The sequence below is a fragment of the Coleofasciculus sp. G3-WIS-01 genome (assembly GCF_040223135.1).
GTDB lineage: Bacteria > Cyanobacteriota > Cyanobacteriia > Cyanobacteriales > Coleofasciculaceae > Coleofasciculus.
Genome location: NZ_JAVJZI010000031.1, coordinates 42,156 through 59,925 on the forward strand (window position 1 = coordinate 42,156; position 17,770 = coordinate 59,925).

Annotated in this window: 16 protein-coding genes and 3 pseudogenes; 8 read left to right on the forward strand and 11 right to left on the reverse strand. The window is 44.5% G+C overall.

Features of this window, described 5'->3' with window-relative positions; genetic code table 11:
* Nucleotides 1-162: 162 nt before the first annotated feature.
* Nucleotides 163-636: a hypothetical protein gene (locus tag RIM23_RS03290; protein WP_446364418.1), complete on the reverse strand. Its 474-nt coding sequence runs from the start codon at nucleotides 634-636 to the stop codon at nucleotides 163-165.
* Between the two features lie 436 nt (nucleotides 637-1,072).
* Between RIM23_RS03290 and RIM23_RS03295 the strand changes: the two genes are divergently transcribed.
* The 5 genes and pseudogenes from RIM23_RS03295 (at nucleotide 1,073) to RIM23_RS03315 (ending at nucleotide 4,147) form a co-directional block, all read left to right on the forward strand.
* Nucleotides 1,073-1,285, forward strand: coding sequence for a hypothetical protein (locus RIM23_RS03295; protein ID WP_446364420.1), 213 nt, complete (start codon nucleotides 1,073-1,075; stop codon nucleotides 1,283-1,285).
* Nucleotides 1,286-1,443: 158 nt separating this feature from the next.
* Entirely contained in the window at nucleotides 1,444-1,935 is a 492-nt protein-coding gene (locus RIM23_RS03300; RefSeq protein WP_446352721.1) for a type IV pilin-like G/H family protein, read from the forward strand.
* Between the two features lie 143 nt (nucleotides 1,936-2,078).
* Nucleotides 2,079-2,258: a hypothetical protein gene (locus RIM23_RS03305; protein ID WP_446364422.1), complete on the forward strand. Its 180-nt coding sequence runs from the start codon at nucleotides 2,079-2,081 to the stop codon at nucleotides 2,256-2,258.
* Between the two features lie 230 nt (nucleotides 2,259-2,488).
* Nucleotides 2,489-2,728: a hypothetical protein gene (locus RIM23_RS03310; protein ID WP_446364424.1), complete on the forward strand. Its 240-nt coding sequence runs from the start codon at nucleotides 2,489-2,491 to the stop codon at nucleotides 2,726-2,728.
* A gap of 63 nt (nucleotides 2,729-2,791) precedes the next feature.
* A pseudogene (locus RIM23_RS03315) lies at nucleotides 2,792-4,147 on the forward strand (serine/threonine protein kinase).
* A 146-nt stretch (nucleotides 4,148-4,293) separates the two neighbouring features.
* Here RIM23_RS03315 and RIM23_RS03320 read toward each other — a convergent pair.
* Together RIM23_RS03320 and RIM23_RS03325 are read right to left on the reverse strand one after the other, a co-directional pair.
* Nucleotides 4,294-5,796: a glycosyltransferase gene (locus RIM23_RS03320; protein ID WP_446364426.1), complete on the reverse strand. Its 1,503-nt coding sequence runs from the start codon at nucleotides 5,794-5,796 to the stop codon at nucleotides 4,294-4,296.
* A gap of 123 nt (nucleotides 5,797-5,919) precedes the next feature.
* Nucleotides 5,920-6,144 carry a hypothetical protein gene (locus RIM23_RS03325; RefSeq protein ID WP_446338845.1) on the reverse strand — a complete coding sequence of 75 codons (225 nt, stop codon included), beginning with the start codon at nucleotides 6,142-6,144 and terminating at the stop codon, nucleotides 5,920-5,922.
* 358 nt (nucleotides 6,145-6,502) lie between these two features.
* Here RIM23_RS03325 and RIM23_RS03330 point away from each other — a divergent pair.
* Both RIM23_RS03330 and RIM23_RS03335 read left to right on the forward strand, forming a co-directional pair.
* A pseudogene (locus tag RIM23_RS03330) lies at nucleotides 6,503-6,904 on the forward strand (hypothetical protein); the annotation flags it as partial.
* A gap of 248 nt (nucleotides 6,905-7,152) precedes the next feature.
* The gene (locus RIM23_RS03335) at nucleotides 7,153-7,935 is read left to right on the forward strand and encodes a hypothetical protein (RefSeq protein ID WP_446364428.1); all 783 of its coding nucleotides are present in this window, start codon (nucleotides 7,153-7,155) and stop codon (nucleotides 7,933-7,935) included.
* A gap of 275 nt (nucleotides 7,936-8,210) precedes the next feature.
* Here RIM23_RS03335 and RIM23_RS03340 read toward each other — a convergent pair whose 3' ends face one another.
* The 4 genes from RIM23_RS03340 to RIM23_RS03355 all read right to left on the reverse strand — a co-directional run bounded on the left by RIM23_RS03340 (nucleotide 8,211) and on the right by RIM23_RS03355 (nucleotide 13,930).
* Nucleotides 8,211-8,729, reverse strand: coding sequence for a helix-turn-helix transcriptional regulator (locus tag RIM23_RS03340; protein ID WP_446364430.1), 519 nt, complete (start codon nucleotides 8,727-8,729; stop codon nucleotides 8,211-8,213).
* Nucleotides 8,726-9,172: a DUF6932 family protein gene (locus RIM23_RS03345; RefSeq protein WP_446364431.1), complete on the reverse strand. Its 447-nt coding sequence runs from the start codon at nucleotides 9,170-9,172 to the stop codon at nucleotides 8,726-8,728. The genes RIM23_RS03340 and RIM23_RS03345 overlap by 4 nt, the downstream gene beginning before the upstream one ends.
* 239 nt (nucleotides 9,173-9,411) lie before the next feature.
* The gene (locus RIM23_RS03350; RefSeq protein WP_446364433.1) at nucleotides 9,412-12,153 is read right to left on the reverse strand and encodes a GAF domain-containing protein; all 2,742 of its coding nucleotides are present in this window, start codon (nucleotides 12,151-12,153) and stop codon (nucleotides 9,412-9,414) included.
* Nucleotides 12,154-13,057: 904 nt separating this feature from the next.
* Nucleotides 13,058-13,930 carry an S-methyl-5'-thioadenosine phosphorylase gene (locus tag RIM23_RS03355; RefSeq protein WP_446364435.1) on the reverse strand — a complete coding sequence of 291 codons (873 nt, stop codon included), beginning with the start codon at nucleotides 13,928-13,930 and terminating at the stop codon, nucleotides 13,058-13,060.
* On the opposite strand from RIM23_RS03355, the gene RIM23_RS03360 reads away from it, so the two are divergent.
* Entirely contained in the window at nucleotides 13,929-14,150 is a 222-nt protein-coding gene (locus tag RIM23_RS03360; protein WP_446364437.1) for a hypothetical protein, read from the forward strand. The genes RIM23_RS03355 and RIM23_RS03360 overlap by 2 nt on opposite strands.
* Before the next feature lie 48 nt (nucleotides 14,151-14,198).
* Here the strand turns inward: RIM23_RS03360 and murJ are convergent, their stop codons facing one another.
* From murJ to RIM23_RS03380, 4 genes and pseudogenes are all read right to left on the reverse strand, one after another.
* Nucleotides 14,199-15,797 (reverse strand): murein biosynthesis integral membrane protein MurJ, encoded by a 1,599-nt coding sequence (gene murJ, locus RIM23_RS03365; protein WP_446364439.1) that lies wholly within the window; start codon nucleotides 15,795-15,797, stop codon nucleotides 14,199-14,201.
* Between the two features lie 305 nt (nucleotides 15,798-16,102).
* A complete protein-coding gene (locus RIM23_RS03370) occupies nucleotides 16,103-16,552 on the reverse strand; it encodes a DUF29 family protein (RefSeq protein WP_446364440.1) in 450 nt (149 codons plus the stop codon).
* Nucleotides 16,537-16,662: pseudogene (locus tag RIM23_RS03375) on the reverse strand (NACHT C-terminal helical domain 2-containing protein); the annotation flags it as partial. The gene RIM23_RS03370 and the pseudogene RIM23_RS03375, both read right to left, overlap by 16 nt.
* A gap of 78 nt (nucleotides 16,663-16,740) precedes the next feature.
* Entirely contained in the window at nucleotides 16,741-17,544 is an 804-nt protein-coding gene (locus RIM23_RS03380; protein ID WP_446364442.1) for a creatininase family protein, read from the reverse strand.
* Between the last annotated feature and the right edge of the window lie 226 nt (nucleotides 17,545-17,770).

A 17,770-nucleotide genomic window follows, 5' to 3' on the forward strand; every position in this document is an offset into this window, starting at 1 on the left:
AGCTTATTTGATGGATTAGATTCGGTTTGTAGTAAGGGCTTGATCCATTGATTCCGTTGGGTAACATGCGCCAACCCAACCTGCAATCTATACCACCATTTTAGCTGTACATGTAATCACCAATATTCAAGAGAAAATAAACCAAGCGCTTACTACAAACACTTAATTTAGGTCAAGGTAGGCTTTGTTCGTCAACCAACTCTCTCCATGGTTTTGATTTTCCCAGTACGCTGACTCTTCAATTGTGAGTAACTCGTCTTCGGAAGACTCTTGCCTATTTCTCTGTCTTAGATTGTCGATTTGTTCCTCAAACTTTTCATGTCCCTCCTCAAAAAAATCGGGCTGTTCGTAGAGAGCCGGGATTGGTGCAGGTCGAAAAGGCTCTACTTGTAGATCACGCCCGGGCAATCTAGGAGAGGGTAAAGGTTGGAAGGTTGGTGGGTTGATATTGCTATTTCCAGGAACTTGAGCTTGAGCTAAGGTGAATTCCAAATTTGTTAACACAACGGCAATGGTTAGTGTTACTACTTTGGTTAACCTTGAGCTTGCTAATCGTTTTGCCCCTGTCCTCTGAAGCGAAAAAGAGCGATGGAGGAAACGAGGCAACCCTGAAAAGTTCTCGTTTCTAAATTGCATGATTACACCTATGTATCTTTTTAATTCTATTTTATTTTGCAGAACAATAAATATGGCTTTAAATTAATAAATTGATACAATTACAATTATTATTTGATTATTTATACAATATTTTCAAGTAAAAAAATACACCCGACTGGGTGAAAAGGATATTCAATGGGGTGAAGACGGTTATCAAGAGCAGAAGCCGCTAAAGATATACTAGAGCATATAAATGTGGCATGCATTGCATAAGCCTCCTGAACTAGAGAGATATAGTCCAGTAACCCCGTCTAAACTAAGTCGATGAGAAGTCGATGGGTTTTCAAAGACGTGACTGATTAGATGGGACATAACACGAGTTGCTGGAGAATACCGATGACACAGAAGCCAACCCTGGAGCTGACTCTGCTCCCTCTGACACCTGGGCTTTGCGACGTTATTCTTGATTAGTGCTATGGATAGTTCCGCAAACATAGCTTTTCTATATGGTGTGACAGCCGGATTACTGCTGATTAGCTTTGTCTTGGGCTTTGTCACTAAGGGGTTTGCGATCGCAGGTTTATTAAAGCAGAAGCATCTTAATCTGGCAATGACAGTTATGTCGATGCATGTGGGTTCCTTTGGAATTATTCCCATAGCTTATTATTTGATGCAGCTTCAAAGATAAGTAGGCGTTGGTTTAAGGGGTTAATTTTTTTGAAACGCAGAGGACGCAGAGGTTAGCGCAGAGGTTCGCAGAGGGAGAGAGAGGTGAAAGGGGCAATGATTAATTTTTGGCTTGAATTTGGGGGGTTTTGTACGGTTTACTTCGTAGGAGAGAGTTAAATGACTGCTGATACAAATAGTGGCTATGGTTGTGGCTGCTTGGCTTTGCTAGGAATAATTGGCTTGTTGGGACTATATAGTCTAGCAGCTAATCGTCTGAGTTGCGCTGTTGGTGCCAAGCAGTCAGAAGCAAAACAATATGTTGGTTCAATGAATCGCGCCCAGCAAGCTTATTTTTTAGAAAAAGGTAATTTTACTGATAATATTCCTGAACTGAGACTCGGTATTAGAACGGAAACCGAAAACTATATCTATTCAATTTATACCACTCCCTTGGGTGTTGTTAATTATAGCATTTCTCGAAAATTTGATCTGAAAAGCTATGTGGGCGGTGTTTTTTCTTTTTCTGGTCAAGTTGAACCCTGGAATGACGAATCAGGATTATCCGTGATTCTGTGTGAGGCAAAATCTCCCGGTACTCATCGCCCCCCAGCACCAATTTTAGAAGATGGTATACTTCAATGCGCTCCGGGTACAGAAAGTCTTGATTGAGGGAATGAGCAGGGAATTTTTATCGAGTAAGATTGGACGTTGGTAGATGTTTCAGCTAATTACGCAAGTGCTGGTGAGTATAATCAAGCCATGCGATCGCACCTTATTTAACCACAGCGACTGAGCAGGAGCAAGCGCTTCAGGTGGCTAAAACGATTACAGACTACGAACAAAAAGCCAAAGCCTTGGATGCGATTGTGCGTCGGTTAGCGGCTACAGGTGAGCATGAGCGAGCGGTTCAGATCGCCCAAACTATCCAATCGTACTATGGCGGTAAAGAAAAAGCCATGGCTGCGATCGCGCGTTATCAAAATTCACTTTGATCGGCAATTTACAAAACCTGGTAGAGGTATTCCGGCGCCAATCTTGACAACCTGAAACTATACCCAGGAAACAGGATAGGGCAGTATTATCAAAAAAAGGAAATAGGGGAGATGAGATAATTGTCAGTCAGGGCGGGTTTAGTCATACCTGGGTTAAGGTGAAATGATAACAGTAAAACCCGCCCCTACACAAGCGCCAGATGCCGTAAACCTTTATCAGAGGTAATCTCGTGTTCAATCCCAATCAATGCTTAAAAGAACGTTACCAACTGCAACAAAAATTAGGACGCACGGCGGCAGGGCGGCAAACCTGGTTAGCAAAGGATTTACAGTCAAATGAACAAGTGACTGTTAAGCTATTAGCCTTTAGCCCCGAAATGCAGTGGGAGGAACTTAAACTCTTTTTCCATCAACCCAGGGGACTTATAAACTGGGTGGCGCTTTGGGTGAACATGAAAGCACCTGGTTAATCCAAGAACTATTAGACTGGCTGAATTTTAAATAAGCTTATTGTTATCTTATAGGGAAATATTATGTTCAACCCAGAGCAACAGTTAAAGGAACGTTACCAACTGAAACAACGATTAGGACGCACAGCCGCAGGGCGACAAACTTGGTTGGCAATGGATGTACAGTCAAATGAATAAGTGACTGTTAAGCTATTAGCCTTTAGCCCCGAAATGCAGTGGGACGAACTTAAACTCTTTGAACGTGAGGCACAAGTTTTGCAATCACTGGAGCATCGTCGGATTCCGCGCTATCGGGATTATTTTTCGTTAGATCGGGAAATGGGTTCGGGAATTCCTTGGTTTGGGCTAGTGCAAGACTATATTCCGGGTGCTTCCCTTCAGGAATTATTAGATAACGGCAAACATTTTAGTGAGAAATAGGTTCGTGGGATTGCTAATCAAGTTCTTGATATTCTGATTTATTTACATGAACTGAGTCCGCCCGTATTACACCGAGACATTAAACCGAGTAATCTAATTTTAGGTGAAGATAAGCAAGTTTATCTAGTGGATTTTGGTGCAGTACAAGCCCAAGCTGCTGTTACTGGAGTCACGTTTACGGTTGTAGGTACGAGTGGTTATGCGCCCTTAGAACAGTTTTGGGGACGTGCGGTTGCGGCTTCTGATTTATATGCGTTGGGCGCTACTTTAATTCACCTGCTAACGGGTATAGCCCCGGCTGATTTACCCCAGAAAGAAGGGCGGATTTATTTTCGCGATTCCCTTCGGGATAGCTTCGCTTCACGCCTTAGTCTCGATTCTCACTTTATCGCTTGGATTGAGCAGATGACCGAAATAGTATTAGAAAAGCGCTTTAGTACAGCAAAAGAAGCGATGGAATCACTCCGATATGGGCTGATTCAACAGTCTAGTTCTACCTCACTTCCTGTTCGTGGCAGACTATCTAAACCTTCAGGTAGCTTAATTCAGCTTAAAGCAAATAAGGACAAATTAGGAATTACTATCCCGTCTCCTGGCTTAAGAAAACTCACACAATATAACTGGCTTCTCGCTTTGATCGTTGTCTCTTTTAATCTGGGCTCGGTTTGGACGCTAATTAATTTATTGTTTATTTCTAAAGAACTATTAATAAATGGACTGCCCATATTACTGGCTTTAATAGGTATAACTAGCTTGTGGATACATCACCTAGGCACAAAAACTCATGTTTTCTTTGATCGCAACCGTAACAGTTTAGAAATAGAACGCCAATTGTTGTTTTTAAAATATGGTTATCAGCGGCTAGATATTACAGATATTGGTAATGCTTTTTTAATGGGTCGAGGTTCAACTTACGAAATTAGAATTCCATCGGCTAATTATATTTATAAACTGGGTGGGGCTTTGGGCGAAAAAGAAAGTACATGGTTATTACAATAAATATTGACTTGGCTATATTTTAAATAATTTTTTAACTCAACTTTAACGAATACTAGCAGTAATCATGTCTAATTTTACTTACCAAATTGGTAGTCAATCCCTGGAGCAATAGTATGGTGGTATAGCCTATCAGTTATTGAATAGCTTTATGTTTGGAAATAGAGTTCCTTCAACTCGTCCAAAGATACATCATTTTCAGGTCGCGGATCAAGGAAATAGGGATGAATCGGCAACAATTCATCAGCACGACGAGCATTAGGTGAGGCGACAATCTCCTCGATTAACTTCAGATAATCTATCGCTGCTCTCTCCCAAGTATAATACTTTAATACATGTTGGCGACAGTCTTGGTGCAACCTCTCCCACTGTTGATAATCACTGAGAACTTCTTCTAAACCTTTAGCAATGGCTTCTGGATTCTCTGGATCAATGAGAATACCATAAACCTGATCTCCCTCTCGTAAACTCTCCATTAAACCACTGTTTTGGGTAACCACTAATGGTAACCCAGCTAACGCGGCTTCTATCGGACCTAATCCAAAAGGTTCATGGTGGGAAGTGAGGGCAAATACAGAATGACGTTGGGCAAAAAATCGATAAGCGGCGGCGAGGGCGGGTTGATCGGGGACGCCAAAAGCGCTAATCTTACTCCATAAGTTATTTGTGTTGACAACATCGCGTAGGGGAATAAGTACCTCCTGTTCGGCTGTCTCATCGCTAACAGGTTCCCGCAGTGGGTTGTCTTCCCCCTGAGTAAAAATAACTAGGTTGGCTTGTTCTTGCAAGGTTTTACTCTCAGCAAAAGCTTGGACTAAACCCAGGTGATTCTTTTTCGGCGCTAATCGACTCGCCGCAATAATTGCAGGCAAATTTTGCCGCCTTTCATCAATGTCTCGCCCTAATCGTTCTTGAATCAATTGATAGGTTTCCTCTTCATTTGGCGAACGGGTTTCAATATCGAACAATGAAGGGTCAACTCCCGGTGGAATTTCGGCAAAACGAGCATCATTGTTAACATCAACTGCCCAGTGATAGGCTGGATGAGCGTACTGTTTAAACCGTTCCTGAGCCGTTGTACTGGTAATATTGACAGCCGAGCGATTCATACTCAAGCGTTCAGCCATAAGGCGGCGTCCGAAGTGATAATACTCATCCATTTCTGAGATATTTTCGGGCGTGATTTCGAGTTTATCCATCTTCAACGCCCCCAGAGAATGAGCGGTAAATGTGAAAGGAACACCCACTTTGGCTTCAATTAAAATCCCAGATATGCCACCATCAGCATAATGACCTGTCATCACATCCGGGAAATTACCTTCTTCTTGATAAAATTCCAGGATATTGGGTATCCAGTCTCTGACTAAATGCGACCAGAGTAATTCTTTGCGGAGAAATTCTTTAGGTCCAGCAGGTAGGCGGATAATCCGAACATTAGGCGCATCGGGATATCCATCAAATTTCTCGGAAAATTCAGACCATTCTGGGTCATTAATCTGGCGAGTGATAATGTCTACTTTGTGACCGTGCTTTGCCATCTCCACCGCCACATTTTTCACATAGATTAGCTGACCCCCAAAATCCGGATGCTCTGTCCAGTAACTATCATGGCGATCAAAGTTACCTTGTGGGTTAAGAAATCCTATATGCATAATCAAAATTTTCTCAAATTAAATGAATTTGATGGATATAAGAGGGAAAATAGTTATCCAAAAAGCTTCCTTTCACGCAGAAAGGAAGCTTAACTTGTGGATTACGATAACGCTAGTTGGCGACTATTTTACTCGCTGCGCCAGTAACTCTTGGGCTTTATGGGCGCACTCTGTACTCTGCTTTTTGACATTTTGGAAAAACTGAGCCAGTTCCTGATCGCCAGATTGCTGTGCATCCTGGATATACTGATCGTAACTAGCGACACCATTGAGCATGTGATACAATACGCTGACTAGGTTATAGTTTGTGTTCTGTATTCCTGTGGATTGTTCGGTTTGAGTCGGCATTTTGATTCTCCTTATTTTTTATGGTTCAATTTCATGGGCTGATTAATGCAAGTCTTTTAACTTAAATCAGACTTGCACCACCGAAGCCTTCACTAGGCTAAAACTCCTCAGCGAGGATATTCGTCACTCCTAAGATAGATAAAATATCAACGCCATTTTTATGCCATAAGGCAGACGTAAAGCAGAGTTCAAATTTATTAAGGTTATGGTTGCCCTAGTCAGGACTGATACCGAGTTGCGCTCAAACATAGTAGATGGGAAAAGCAGGGGAGGCAGGGGAGGCAGGGGGAGAGAAAGTTATATCTTTGAATGCAACTTGGTATGAAATATTAGAACTTGGCTCAATAGCAATTCCTTCTATAGTTTGGATAATCTGATTCTGATTATTGATGTGAATCGTTTAGGTCAACGGGGTCAGAGGGAAATTGGCGGGAATACTCAAGCCTATGCTACCAGGGCGAGGGCATTTGGTTGGCACGCGATTGAAATCGATGGTCATGATTTTAAGGAAATAGGACTTACGCTTTCTTGACGGCACAGGCGCTACCTGTAGGGGCACGGCACTGCCGTGCCCCTACCATAAATGGCGTTTGTGCGTAAGTCCTGGGAAATTGAGCAAGCTTATGGTGAAGCGCTCTCCATTCATAACCAACCTGTTGTGATTATCGCCCGAACGGTTAAAGGAAAGGGTGCCTCTATGGTAGAAAATCAGAATGGTTGGCATGGTAAGAATTTAGATGAAGATCAGGCAAAATATGCCCGGTTCTGGTAAACCCCAAGAACTGATGCATGAGGCAAAAATTGACGCTGATGCCATAGTTGCAGCCGCGCGATCGCTAGTTAAGCAACCCGTTGGCGCTTAAGCCCAATAATCCCCCCTAGACTGGATCTAGGGCATCGGTTAATAGCCGTTGACAGTTAAAATCTGTAGAGACGTCCTGTTGGGGCGTCTTTACCGATGAAAAGGTGGGTGTCAAATTGTAGTATAATTGTAATGTATCCTAGTTCATGACATTTATGCCAGTTTTAAATGACGACCCTTTTGAACGCTACTTTTATAGACGCGCAGAACTTGCTAATAAGATGGCAGATCAGGGCTTTGAGGTTGATGCGTATACATTAGCTACAGCTTCTCTTGACGCACTTGCAGAGATTTGGCTCCATGATTTCCCGGATGTTAAACAAGATCTTCAACGTGAATTAGGCGGTGGTATTCCATCTTCTATTCGGTTAGCCCGACTGCTGAAGAAATTTGTACCAAATGACTCTGATGTCAAAAAAGTTGCTGTTGTATGCTTTGCAGAGGATTGGAAGCGTTACCGCCCACAAGACACTCACATGGCTGATCAACTTCTTAGCAAGCGCTTGAGCAACGATCCTGATCCTTTTCTTAGGGCGTATGAATCGCCCAAATCCTATCTAGACATATCGCGTGATAAGCTTGCTCAAGAGTGTCCAGAACTCACAACTCGTCCAGAGCTTTTGGCTTTAGCAGAAGAGTATGAGTATGGGGCACTTCTCTACAGTTTTTATCGTTGTCCTCTAGTTCATCTTGCTACTGGCTCAAGGCGTACACATGGATTCGCAAGAGAAGAAGAGATTATGTACTATCATGGAAAGGAGAGAATTGCGATCGGCTTTGGACTTAATCTTGTTACTCGCTGGTTACGTAATGTAGTTAGTGGTTATGTTCAATTTTGTCAGCAATCAGGCATTGTTCCTGCTAAGAATATTGATGCTGGAACTAACCAAGAAGAACGCTTGGCAAAACGCTGGAATAAACTCACCTAACTCCAGTAAAAGCTGCGTTAAAAAGCCGCTGTACTTTTGTGTGATTATCCTGACAGTTGAGTACACTAAGTACGGAAGACCCAAATTTAACAAACCACTCCAGGTACTCCAGAACGCTCCAGAACGCTCCAGTGGTAGGGTGGGCAACGCCCACCCTACTTGGTTTCGCGAACCACGACAGATTACCTCTTTGACTGCAACTTAGTACGAGACAGGGAGGTGAAACTGTTGCCTGTTGCCTACCCTCACCCCAGCACTTATTCAGCCAGCCCTATTTATGACGTTTTAGTTGCCATATTCATTTTTTTCTCTCGCCATTTTGCTACACTTTTTTTAACCGCTTCTATTTCCTCAAAATCTACCTGCATCACAGCCGTCTCAAATTCCACACCCAACGCTGTGCTAACTTCCAGGATTTCTACAAAACTGGCACATTGATAATCGGTGTCTTCATACTGCTTAACTCGTTGCTGCTCAATTCCTAACAAATCAGCCAGTTCTTCTTGACTCATTTTGGCAGCTATCCTGGCTTTAATCAAAGCATCGGGCAGCTTATTCAAACTCTCAACTTTAATTTTTATCGGCTGGCTCTTGTCACAATTAGTCAGTCTTTCATATTCAGCAATTTCAGCTTGTAAAGCCCTGAGATGCGATTGTTTTACATCACGAGAAAGCTGCCAACCATCCGGGTCTTTATTCTTGAGTGCTTCATCTTGATCTAACATCTTGATGGAATATTCAAATTTTCTGGCACATTCTTGGCTGTATTCATACTGATTTTCATTTTTAATCATGATTCCCACCTAAATAAATCTATAGCAATAATACCTTTAGGATTGAACTGTCTATCTCGCTGAAAAAATTCTAGAGAAGCTAAACCATAATCTCCTACGAGTTGATCTGAACGAAAAAGTTCACCTTTATACGTTGATTTTTGGGAGCTACGATCTAAATGATTTAGTAATCTAGGGGCATTTTTGCGGAGATAATCGTAATCCATATCTTCCGGCTCCCAACAGGCATCAAAATCACCCGGATTGGGTTTACTGGTGACAAAACTACCATCAATATAAATAGTTCGACAACCTGCGGCTTTTAATTGGGTCATTGCCAATTCCAAACCATCTATCATGTTCTGTCTCTTCAAGGTTGTACCAAATCTTTCCTGAAACTCCTCCCACTCGCAAAAATGAACTCCTGGTGGTAGATTGCCGTTTTCATCGAATTTTGGGATCACATCCTCACATCCACGTCACAAATTGAGTGTCTGGCTTTTAAGGGTAACATAATTATCTTTATACCTCAGACACGCTCCTAAATGGGTATAACCCAACAACCTTTTCAACCAGAGATAATAAATAGGGTACGGCAATGTTCCCTACTTAGGGATAATTGATTGGGTATGGACACGATACTATCGTGCCTTGGTCTAGCTTTTTCCTGAAAACCTTCTGCATTCTGCCTTGTCTGCGGTAGTTAACCCGGATTTGGTATGATTTGCTGAATCGGAATCTCGATCCAAAATTCAGTTCCTTTCCCTGGTGTCGAGGTACAATGAAGAACGCCATGATGATGTTCGACCACAATTTGATAACAAATCGTCAATCCTAAACCAACCCCTTGTCCAACCGCTTTGGTGGAAAAGAACGGATCGAATAGCCGTGCTTTTACCTCATCCGTCATTCCCGGTCCATTATCGGCAATTTGAATCACGATCCTGGGACAGTTCGGTAATGACTGTTTCCCGTCTTCTGTCTGAGTATCCGGCTGAGATGCTGGCTGGTGAGAGGAATCCGTGGAGCGTTCCAATAACCTTGTGCGAATGGCAATAATCGGTGCCGGATTATCGGGATTATCTTTAAAAGACTGCTCTAAAACATCGATCGCGTTGTTGAGAATGTTCAGAAACACCTGGTTTAGCTGCCCAGGATAACATTCCACCTGAGGTAACTCACCATACTCGGTGAGCACTTTAATCTCCGGTTGGTTCCCTTTGGGTTTGAGGCGATGTTGCAAAATCAGTAAGGTACTCTCAATTCCCTGATTTAAGTCAGCATGTTTCATTTCGGCTTCATCGAGGCGGGAGAAGTTGCGTAAGCTGAGGACAATCGAACTAATCCGATCCGTTCCCCGTTGCATTGAGCGCAGCAATTTGGGTAAGTCCTCGGCGATAAAATCAACATCAATAAGTTCCGCTTGCTCTGCAATCAGAGCCGCCGGATTGGGATAATTATCTTGATAAAGACGTACCAGACTCAAGAGGTCATAAAAATAGGCACTGGCGTAGGTCAGGTTATTATGAATAAAATTAACTGGATTATTTAGTTCATGTGCCACACCTGCCACTAATTGTCCCAAACTGGACATTTTTTCACTTTGTACGAGTTTGGCTTGGGTGGCTTGAAGCTGGTTTAGGGTTTGTTCAAGTTCTTGGGTTTGGGCTTGGGCAATCTCAGCGCTTTCACGGGCTTGGGTGTAGAGGGAGGCTTGATCGAGTGCGATTGTTAGTTGAGCGACAACGGCTTGCAACAGTTCCACCTCACTATTATCCCAGGGACGTTGTTCTGTTCCATGAATACAGCTAATCGCGCCAATGTCTCCCGCCCGGGTTTTAATCGGTAGGGACAAGATTGAGGTATACCCCTGTTGGGTTAAAAACTGTTTTAAGATCAGGTCATCACAGGTTTCCACATCATCAACCTGAACCACCTCGCGCTTAATAATCCGCTGGGCGAGGGGGGCGATTTGCTCAGTTGAATGTTGACCGATAGAGCTGGGTAAATGAGGCGTTCTGGCTTCTTTGACGACATCCCAATGGGGGGTTTGGGCTTTGAGTCGATACCAGAGAAATTGACAGCGATCGATTTTGAGCAGGGTGCGAATCGATTCTACCGCTGTTTCCAGGATAGTATGGAGTTCTAGGGAGTTGCGAATTTGATTGGCAAGCCCAAAGAGCAAGGATTCGCGGCGGCTGAGTAGTTCCGATCGCGCCCAATATTGGTCAATGGCAACGGCAATGGCATTGGCAACCCAGCTAAAGGTGCGGCGAGATTCTGAGTTGAGGGATTGATTCCCTAATAACATCATGCCACTCATCAGCCGATCTTCTACCACTGCCGCCAGTGCGGAAATCCGGCTGTGGCTGGGTGGGGCGGGGGTTGTGGGCATCGCCGGGGGATGGGTAAGTCGGGAAAGGCGAGATCTCAAGCCCAAGGGTTTAAATGGGTTTGCCTGTTTTGCCACGGCTAAGGGGTTCATCTTCAAGGTGTCAGGTGTGGCTTTGGGGCGTGATTCGGCGGTGGGCTGGGGTTGGCTCATCTCCCGCGAGACAACCACAAGTTCGGTTACTTGATTGGTTTGAGGATGGCGTATCGGGTTGATCGTGCTTTCTAGCCACCGATAATCGCCGCTTTGATGAAGGATGCGGTAGCGAATTGGTTGTTGTTGTTGGCAATCAATCGGGTTTGAGAAAATCGGTTTAATCGTGGTTACATCTTGAGGATGCACAAACTCATAAATGACATGTCCCACCAACTCATCGGGTTCATATCCTAAGAGAGTGCGACTAGCAGGAGAAGCATATAAATAGACTCCATCTGTTCGATGTTGAGAAATTAGATCCGCCGATGTCTCAACCAGTATTCGGTAACGGCTTTCTCCTGAGTTCAACTCCTGCATTGCCTGTTGGTGATGCCATTGATCCAGTCGCAGGGCAATTAAATTCGCGATCGCGCTGGCAAAGGTTTTATCTTGGGGTGTCCACTCCCTCAGACTGGATACCCTTTGTTCGTAGCTCAGAATACCGATAATCTGTTCGTTCTGCCAGATCGGTACATCCAATCGCCCCAGGGATAGGGGATTGGTGAGACAACAACACTTCTCTGGTAATACTGGTGGGCTGATGTCCTCTCCCTGGCTTTGCCCTGTGGTTTCGTCCCAGCCATGATCGTGTTTTCCCTCATAGTACCGTTCCACACAATTAAGCTGGGAACCTGCATCATTGTACAACCATACGCTGACTCGCTCAACGTCTAATGCATCGGCGGCGGCTTTTGTCAAGTCGCGGATTACGGTGGTCAAATCTCCTGCGTTGAGTCTCTCAGATTGAGTCAACTCGAACAACGCCATCGTTTGGTTTTGCCAACGTTTGATGCTGTTAATTTGAGCATCGTTTACCAATTCTTTTGAACCCCTACTCTGCTTTCTAGTTGCGATCACTTCACCTATCTTGTACTAGCAGTAGCGTGCGTTATGAGTAATCCTTTTGCTGATCTGGGAGTTGATTTCAGTGAGATAGCCACGTTCCCTCAAAAAATTGGCTAGCTCCGAACCTACTCTTTGTCGGATTTTCAGCCGCCGTTTTTTGGTATTCACGCATAGATATTCTCTCTCCCATGTTGGGCGGGAGCTGCGTGTTTTACTCATTAGAACTCCTCCGTTGTGGGAAACCCCGTGTCTTGAACACTTGCCGATAACGTAGTCAGTTAAGACTTAAGCTTAAGCTGGTCAGAATGGCTTGTTAGATTTCTCTTTCAAGCCTCATGCCTTTAGGCTGAGGTTCCTGACTAGGACTCAACTGCTATTGCCTACACCCTGGCTGTGGTTTTTTCCCATCCTCTATTAATATTACAGCAGTTGGCGACTCTCTTAATATACAACCCTAACCCAAACTGCTAAGAACGTCAGCTTTTGTGTGAGTGATTTTTTTTATGCTTATCATATTAATTAATTAAATCTCCCAGAATCTGATATACTCAGACTTTGGATCTGGGAGATTGCCCTCACTCCAGCCAATGTATTACCAAAAATTTATTTTATATTACAAAACTTTGACATAAAATATCTAAAAGGGAACCACCATAGCCTGAGTCTGAATAGTAGATGCACCCTGTTTACCCAACCTCTGTTAACCATCTCTCAACCAGGATCGGAACCTGTAGCTAACAGAGGCTTTCTGTAACAACGGCGATTTGAGAAAATCTTTTGATTTTGATGCCGCTGTAATACAGTTGGGTCATACAAACCATCATACACAGTTTGAAACGTAAATATGGGTATAAGTTTACGTTTGTTCATATTACGTTGTATTACGCAAACTTTCTCAGTCTGGCACAACTAAAGATTACAAGTATTTCTGTAAAAAGAGGCTTAACTTCTGCTTCGTCGCCTCTGGCACTTTGTCGAGGGGGGTCAAAATCGCGTACTTTAACGCCGAGTGTGCCTCGGATGGGGGCGGATTTTGGGCGATACGCCGCACGGTTTCTTGAATCACCTGTTGAGCATTCGTCGCATTGCGCTGTAAATTGCCAATTACCATTTCTACGGTTACGCTGTCATGATCGGGATGCCAGCAATCATAATCGGTGACGAGGGCTAATGTGGCGTAGGCGATTTCCGCTTCTCGTGCCAGTTTTGCCTCAGGTAAATTGGTCATCCCAATCACCGTTGCGCCCCAACTACGGTAGAGATGGGATTCCGCTTGGGTAGAAAAAGCGGGTCCTTCCATACAGACGTATGTGCCACCGCGATGGAGGGTGACATCGGTTAATTGCAAGCTAGCCACCGCTTCGCCTAAAACCCCGGCTAGTTGGTTACAAACGGGTTCCGCAAAGCCAATATGCGCCACAATTCCATCACCGAAAAAGGTAGAGACGCGATTTTTGGTGCGGTCAATAAATTGATCGGGTATCACCATATCTAAGGGTTTTGCCGCTTCCTGGAGGGAACCTACGGCGGAGGCGGAAATCAGATATTTGACGCCTAACTGCTTCATCGCGTGGATATTGGCACGGAAGGGTAATTCCGTGGGCATGAGATGATGGTTACGCCCATGACGGGCGAGAAAGGCGACGGGGGTTCCTTCGAGAGTCCCCACAATTAAGGCATCAGACGGTTTACCAAAGGGGGTATCGAGTTGTACCTCTTGCACATCTTTGAGGGCATCCATTTTGTAAAGTCCGCTACCGCCAATAATGCCAATCGTTGCTTGTGCCATGATGCCTACCTTTTGCTGCTACAATGCCCAGATATTGTATCGGGAAATGGAGCGCGATCGCATCAATTTGATTGGTATTGGCGTGCTGCATTTTCTGATATCAGATTGTATTGCGATCGCGCCGGGGGCAAGATGCTCTCTTCTAGATGAAGACAGCATTCGCTTCTATTTCCTTTGTGGCTGTTACTTAGGGAAGGTTAAGTCTGTTCAAACCGAGTAAGGGCACGGCAATGAAAGAGCCCCTAAAAATCTCCTACCCTCCTACCCTTCATTTCCCCAACTTCTGACGCAAACGACTCACTAAAATATCCACTTCTGGTAACTTCAACCGAGTCACCAAAACCGCAAAAATCCCCAACGCCACCGACATCGCCAAACTAAGCTGTAAAACTTGCAGTAGTAAATTCCCACTCCCAAAAACCTCTTGCCAACCCCAGTTAACCGCCCAACTGCCCAACCCCGCTAAAACACTACTCCCCGCCAACGCCACCAGCGCCATTCCCCATTCCCCTAAGGGTAAGCCATGTAGCCGACGATTCAGCACCCACAACAGCCAGCCCATAGAAATAATATTGACGCCAATCGTGGCAAAAATTAAACCCGGTGTCGCAAAAGCATTCACCAACAAATAATCCAGCAGGGCATTAATAAAGATATTGGCAATACTAATCCGAAACGGCGTCTCCCCATCCCCCAAGGCATAAAATACCCGCACCAAAACATCTCGTGCTAAATAAAAGAACATGCCGAATCCATAAGCCATCAGTACCGGGGCGACAATCTGGGAAGCCTCCGCACCAAAGGCATAGCGTTCATAAATCACCCGAACAATCGGCACTGATAGGGAGATAAAAATAGCCGTCAAGGGTAACATCGTCAAAGCCGTAAGCAGTAATCCCTGACGAATCCGCACTTTCAACTCCGCCCAATTCTCCGGCGCCGCTAACCGGGAAAATACAGGCAGCATCGGCACCAATATCATATTAGAAATAATCCCCAGAGGCGTCAGTACAATAAAGTTGGAGTAGCGCATCGCCGCCGCCGCATTGGGGATAAATGAGGCAAAAAATAGATCTGTATAAACATTGATATGTAACATCCCAGAGGATAGCGTCGCCGGTGCCATAACGCGCATCACCTGCTTTACCCCTGGAAGCTGCCAATTAAACCGTAACCGTAACCGCCCCATTCCCGATCGCGACTGGGCAATCAGTTGCATCACCCACTGCCAAATCGCCCCCGCCAGAGTGCCAACGGCTAAAACAATACTACCCAAGCGGATATACTCAGGCTGATTAACTTGTCCGCCAGAATAAAGTGCCAATATCCCTAAACCCCCAATCACCGCCACACTGGAAAATAAAGGGCTAACACTGGGTAACCAATATTGATCCGAAGCATTCAGCGTACCGAAACCAATGCCAATCAACCCCGCCAGAACCGCCAACGGTGCCATAATTTGCAACTGTTGAACCGCCAGCGATCGCGCGGGTTCCTCTAATCCTGGGGCGAGGATATCGATAAAGGTGGGCGCAAATAGAATTAAGATAATCGTAACCAGCAATAATATGCCACTTACCAAGGTGGTAACCGTTTCCACTAAGGGGGCGGCTTCCGACTTATCCCGTTTTGCCAACACACTCACCAAGGCGCTGTGAAACGGTCCATTAATCCCACCGAGTAAAATCAGCAGGAAGCCTGGAATCACGTAGGCGTAGGCATAAGCATTCACCACCGGACCCACACCAAACGCCGCCGCGATCGCTTGTTCACGGACTAAGCCAAAAATTTTACTAATCAGTGTAGCAATTGCCACAATCGAGGCAATTCCAGCAAGGGAACGAGATGGTTTAGACTTGTCAGACACGAAAGGTTACTATTTTTAGTGACTTATCCTATTTAATCCTGAATCGGGTCACACGCTTCAGGTAAATCTCACTAATTATCCACCAACACTTGCACCTCTGGAGTTACAGTAATCTAATCTGCCCGCACAGACGCTTCCCCGCCTTAAACCGATAAATGCTTAGGCTAAAGCCCTGACTACAAACCCTCGAAAAAACACCTGATCAACCATGTAGGGGCGACGCGATCGCACCAATGAACAACTGTAGTCTACTCAATTGACTCTGGTCGCCCTTTCCCATAATTTGATATCGCGACTTCGTGTTACTATTCTGATATTCCATCAGTCGATTGACGTTCTAGAATCAAATCCATTGCCATTTCAATAATTTCTTCCCGGTTAACCATGACACCGATTTCTTCAGTTTCATAGATTCCTTTGAACGCTTCTAGGGCTGCATTTCTCAGCGCTGATTCATAAGCATCCTGTAAAGTTTCCCGTAACTCGTCTTCCGTTAAATAAGTTCCTTTTGCCTTATGGCGTCGATTCGTGCGTTGAATTTGCTTAACCGAATTTAATATAGAAACCTGCCAGGATTTCGTGGTGCGGTTTTCAGCCGCTTTTTTAATTAGATGCAATAATAAAATGATGCCATAGCTAAATATTTTATTGATTTTATCGGATTTGCTCATCTCCTCTAATTCTTCAACAAGTTCCAAGGCTTCCGTAATTTTGCCTTGCTGGATAAATTCCTTTAAGGTTATGAGTTCTTCCATTCGCTTTTATTCCTCCGCTTCTCGATTTCTGTAATAGGTAATAATAAGGTGTATTCAATTTCTTGGCGCACTTCAGGAGATACCTCACAATTACTATTCAGGCAATCCATTCCATCCCCCCGCATCCCCTCACCCCACCGAACATCCAGAGACAGACTAACTCATAACTGACGCGATCGCACGTTCTCTTACTTACCCTGGGGTTGGCGAAACCTATAGATATCCTGGATTACCCTTACCCAACCGGATACCAAAGACTCTAAGATGCGATCGCCTTTTTCCTTCGTTGCGGGTGTGGGATCACCCAATGTGCCACTCTGACTCAATTCTTGCGTCAACCAAGCAAAAGGTAACTTTCCCTCCATACTCAATAAACTATCTTCCGGTAACCCTTTAGGATATTCAGCAACCGCCCGTTCCATTTTCACCTGTTCCGGTAATAGGGATAACATCAAACTTGTTTCCGCATCTCCCGCATGAATTCCCAATTCCAACTCCTTGGCTGAAATTAAATCCTTTGCCACATTTGGCACCCGCCAAGTAAACAGCGGAAACACCAGAAAATCTCCATACTTTTGATGAATATCTCGCGCCGCAATTTCCATCACTTGGGGTTGTCCCCCGTGGGAATTCATCAACACTAATTTACGAAATCCCGCCCGATAAATACTATCCGCCATCTCCATCAGCACCGCCAGCAACGTTTGGGCGCTGAGAGTAATCGTACCGGGGAAATGCCAATGTTCATTCGATTTCCCATAAAATAAATTAGGCAACGCATAAGCGGGGATATCTGGTTCTAGTTGGGCTAGGGCTTTACCCAGAACCCCGACACCAATCGCCGAATCCACAATTAAGGGCAAATGATGACCATGTTGTTCAATCGCGCCAACAGGTTGAATAATCACCACATTTGCCTTATCGGGCATAGTTTGGATATCTCTCCAGGTGAGATAAGGAAAGAAGCGTTCTGGGGGAATAAAACTGTGCATTTTAGTGTTTGGCTTCTAAATTAGTCCAATTAAACTATAAGGCAAATGGCAGAATGAAAGAAAGTTGTAATAAAGAAGGAAATGATCCCCGTTTAAACGAAAATAATATAATCCCAATCCATAGATAAATTTATTTGTAGGGGCGGGTTTAGGAACAATTGTAGGGGCGGGTTTAGGGACTAAATTCAACTATTCACCGAATAACGGAACAACAAAACCCGCCCTC